General features: G+C 74.5%; 4 protein-coding genes and 1 pseudogene. 2 read left to right on the top strand and 3 right to left on the bottom strand.

Going from position 1 to position 3810, the window contains the following annotated elements:
• Positions 1-56: 56 nt before the first annotated feature.
• Entirely contained in the window at positions 57-440 is a 384-nt protein-coding gene (locus FAF44_RS52405; RefSeq protein ID WP_237110988.1) for a hypothetical protein, read from the bottom strand.
• A gap of 60 nt (positions 441-500) precedes the next feature.
• Entirely contained in the window at positions 501-1262 is a 762-nt protein-coding gene (locus tag FAF44_RS52410) for a TetR/AcrR family transcriptional regulator (protein WP_237110989.1), read from the bottom strand.
• 49 nt (positions 1263-1311) lie between these two features.
• On the opposite strand from FAF44_RS52410, the gene FAF44_RS52415 reads away from it, so the two are divergent.
• Both FAF44_RS52415 and FAF44_RS52420 read left to right on the top strand, forming a co-directional pair.
• Entirely contained in the window at positions 1312-2256 is a 945-nt protein-coding gene (locus tag FAF44_RS52415; RefSeq protein WP_237110990.1) for an ATP-binding cassette domain-containing protein, read from the top strand.
• A complete protein-coding gene (locus FAF44_RS52420) occupies positions 2253-3068 on the top strand; it encodes an ABC transporter permease (protein WP_272896233.1) in 816 nt (271 codons plus the stop codon). Before FAF44_RS52415 ends, FAF44_RS52420 begins: the two co-directional genes overlap by 4 nt.
• Here the strand turns inward: FAF44_RS52420 and FAF44_RS52425 are convergent.
• A pseudogene (locus FAF44_RS52425) lies at positions 3060-3810 on the bottom strand (hypothetical protein); the annotation flags it as partial. The gene FAF44_RS52420 and the pseudogene FAF44_RS52425 sit on opposite strands and share 9 nt — an antisense overlap.

Below are 3810 nucleotides of genomic sequence, written 5' to 3' on the forward strand. Positions count from 1 at the left end.
CCGCCAGGGACCCCGCCCGGCACCGCGCTCGCCGTCGTGCCCGCTGCCGTCCTGGATCAACGGCCCCGGGTGGCACCGGGCTGAGCGTCGGAGGGGTCGCGGAGGGGCAGCGCCTCGGCGGCGGTCAGGCCGGCTCGGGCCCCGGCCCGCAGCCGGGCGCGCGCCTGCGCGCTCGTCCGCGGCCGGTACCCCGGCTGCCGCCCGCACCCGCAGGGCTCGAACCCCTCGTACGTGAGCCCCGCCTCCAGCACCGCGGCGACAGCCCGCCACCCGCGCTCGTCCGCCCGGCGCGGCGCGGCGAAGTCGTGCCCGGCGTACCGCATCGGAAGGCGGCAGCGGGGGCAGCGGTGCTCGCCCGCGCGCCAGGGCTGCTTGTGGCTGCGGCGGCAGGGCCGGCAGACGTAGTGGACCTTGTAGTGGACGAACGCGTACGTGCACACAGTCCGCCAGGCTACCGACCGGCTGATCACGCCCGCGCCCCGTTTTCCGGCCCCGGGCGGCTACCGCGTCCGCCCCTCCGAGGCCCGCCGGGCGATCAGCCGTTCGACGCCGTCGAGCAGCAGGCCGAGGCCGAAGCGGAAGTCCTCGTCGTCCACCCAGCCCTCGACGCCGCCCAGCGCCCCCGCGCGCACGGCCGCCGACAGGGCGGGGTAGGTCTCGGGGTCGAGCACCTCGGCCAGCAGATCGCCGTAGTCGGAGACGCCCCCGATGTCGGTCTCGTCGAACTCCCCGAATCCGGACCCGGCGTTGTGCACGAGGGCGGCGTCGGTCAGCGCGTACCCGGTCAGGCTGCTGGCCACGTTGATCTTCTCGCCGTCGTCGAGCCCGGTGCCGTCGAGGGCGGCCAGCGCGCGGTCGAGCCAGAGCAGCCGCCGGGGGCCGAGCGGCGGGGCGAAGCGGCTGATCGACAGCAGCCAGTCGTGCTCGAGCACGATGTCGCGCTGGGCCTTGGTCCACTGGGCCAGGTAGTCGCGCCAGGGCCGGCCGCCCGGCTCGGGCGGTGCCGGCACCACGGCGTCGGCCATCGACGTGAGCAGGTCCTCCTTGCTGCCGACGTAGCGGTACAGCGCGGTGGCCGCCACGCCCACCCGGGAGGCCACGCTGCCCATCGACACCCCGGCCAGCCCGTCGGCGTCGGCGATCTCGATGGCCGCGGCGGTGATCGTGGCCAGGTCGATCCGGGGCCGCGGCCCTCTGCGCGGCGCGGGCTCGCGCCCCCACATCCGTTCCAGCATGGGGGACAGCCGCCGGGCAGGCTCCATCAGAAATCCTCCTTGACTCGCTCCTAGGATTCTGCATTACGCTGAAACTATGAACGTCATACACAGTAAGGCATTCACAGATGCCATCAGCGCCCGCGGGCTCACCAAGTCCTTCGGCGCGACGCCGGTGCTCACCGGCGTCGACCTGACCGTGCCCACCGGCTCGCTGCTGGCGCTGCTGGGCCCCAACGGCTCGGGGAAGACGACCACCGTACGGATCCTGACCACGCTGCTGGCCCCGGACGGCGGCACCGCCACGGTGGCCGGCCACGACGTGACCCGCGAGAGCGCGCAGGTGCGCCGCGCCATCGGCCTGACCTCCCAGCAGGCCACGGTCGATCCCCTGCTGACCGGGCGGGAGAACCTGGAGTTGTTCGCCGGCCTGTACCACCTGGGCCGCCGCCAGGCGCGACGGCGGGCGGAGGAACTGCTGCAGCGCTTCGACCTGGCCGACGCGGCCGGACGCCGGGCCGGGACGTACTCCGGCGGCATGCGACGCCGCCTCGACCTGGCGGCGAGCATGGTCTCGGCGCCGCGCATCCTGTTCCTCGACGAGCCCACGACCGGCCTCGACCCGCGCAGCCGGGCCGAGCTGTGGTCGGTGATCCGCGAGCTGCTCGGCTCGGGCACCACCATCCTGCTGACCACCCAGTATCTGGAGGAGGCCGACCAGCTCGCCGACCGCGTCGTGGTGATCAACGGGGGCCGCGTGGTCGCCGACGACTCCCCCGACGCGCTCAAGCGCCAGGTCGGCGCGGAGCGCCTGGTGCTGCGCCCGGCTCTGCCCGGCGACCTGCCCCGCGCGGGGGCGGCCCTGCCCGGGTCCCACCCGGACGCCGAGGCCGGAGAGCTCACGCTGGCCCTCCAGGGGCCCGACCACCTGCGCCACACCCTGGACGTCCTGCACCGGGCGGGCGTCCCGCTCGACCGGGTGGAGCTGCGCGCCCCTACCATGGACGACGTCTTCTTCGAGCTCACGGCGGCGGCGGCATGAGCGCCCCCACCGCGGCCCCCGCCACCGGCACCACCACCGGCCCCTTCACCGCCGCCGCCGACCTGAGCCGCCTGGTCGTCCGCGACCTGCGCCGCGACCTGCGGCTGCTGGACGGCCTCATCGTGAACACGGCACTGCCCGTGATGATCATGGTGCTGTTCGTCTACGTGTTCGGCGGCGCGATCACGACCGGCTCCAGCGGGCTGGACTACGTCGACTTCGTCGTGCCCGCCGTCCTGCTCATGTCGGGCGGGTACGGAGCCTCGCTGACCGCCGTGACCATCTCCGACGACATGACCGGAGGCATGATCGACCGCTTCCGCACCCTGCCGATCAGCGGCTGGGTGGTCCCCGCCGGGCACGTCGTGGCCTCGGTCGTGCGCAACCTGGCCTCCTCGGCCATCGCGCTGGGCGCCGCGCTCGTGCTCGGGTTCCGGCCTGACGCCACGCTCGCCGAGTGGGCGCTGGTGCTGGCCCTGGTGACCGGGTACGTGCTGGCGATGTCCGCGCTGGCGGCCGTGTGGGGGCTGCTGGTCAGCTCGTCCCAGGCGGCCGGGGCGTTCAGCTTCGTCGTGCTCTTCCTGCCGTACGTGTCGGACGGCATCGTCCCGGCCCAGACCATGCCGGGCGTGCTGAGCGACTTCGCCTACAACCAGCCGCTCACGCCGATCATCGAGACCATGCGCGCGCTCCTGCTGGACCTGCCCATGGGCTCGTCGGGGGCGGTGGCCGCCGCGTGGCTCACCGGCACGGTGGTGCTCTGCGTGCCGGCGGCGGCGCTGCTGTTCCGGCGCAGGACGTCCTCACGCTAGCAGGAGGGTCAGGCCGCCGGTGGTGTAGCAGATCATCAGCACGAACAGCGGGATCTGTCCCGCGACCGCGCGGGCCGGCGGCAGCAGCCGGACCGAGCGGTCATGGGCGGCCACCACGCCCGCGACGTGACCGGCCACGATCGAGAGCACCTGCACGGTGGCGATCGTGGCGGGGGCGACGGCGTTCTGGTCCGCCCCGGCGTCCAGGCCCAGCGCCAGGACGATCGCGTGCCGGCCCTCGATGACCAGCAGCGAGAAGTAGTGCGCGACCAGGTAGCCGACGGCGATCGGCAGCAGCGAGTGGGCGAAGCGGGGGGCCAGGCCCCTCGTGCCGCCGATCAGGCCGGCCGCGCCGAGGCAGGCGACGTACAGCGCGGCCACGCCCGCGACGGCCGCCACCAGGCCGAGCGTGCCGAGCCCGGTGCGGCCGAGCGGGCCGGACTGCAGGGCGTCCACCCAGACCGGGCTGGTGGACCAGCCGTCGTAGGCGGTGCTGCCGAGCAGCACGCAGACCGTGGCGACCAGGCCGGGGGCCGGCTCGATGGCGTCCAGGCCGTCGAAGGGGCCGCGCAGCACGCGCCGGCCGTCCGCGCGCCTGCCCAGGGGCGACAGGTGGCCGATCAGGGTCGAGTACACCTCGAACGGGTCACCGCGCTCCAGCCAGGCGTGGCCGTACACGAGGGTGCCGGCGAGCTGGGCGGCGGCGTACAGGATGAGGAAGGCCAGCAGGGTGAGGGGGGCG

Origin of the sequence: Nonomuraea sp. MG754425 (assembly GCF_021699195.1) — a bacterium.
Lineage (GTDB): Bacteria > Actinomycetota > Actinomycetes > Streptosporangiales > Streptosporangiaceae > Nonomuraea.

Coding starts and splice junctions, on each gene's coding strand:
- FAF44_RS52415 (WP_237110990.1), top strand. CDS start 1,312: ATGAACGTCATACACAGTAAGGCATTCACAGATGCCATCAGCGCCCGC.
- FAF44_RS52420 (WP_272896233.1), top strand. CDS start 2,253: ATGAGCGCCCCCACCGCGGCCCCCGCCACCGGCACCACCACCGGCCCC.
- FAF44_RS52410 (WP_237110989.1), bottom strand. CDS start 1,262: ATGGAGCCTGCCCGGCGGCTGTCCCCCATGCTGGAACGGATGTGGGGG.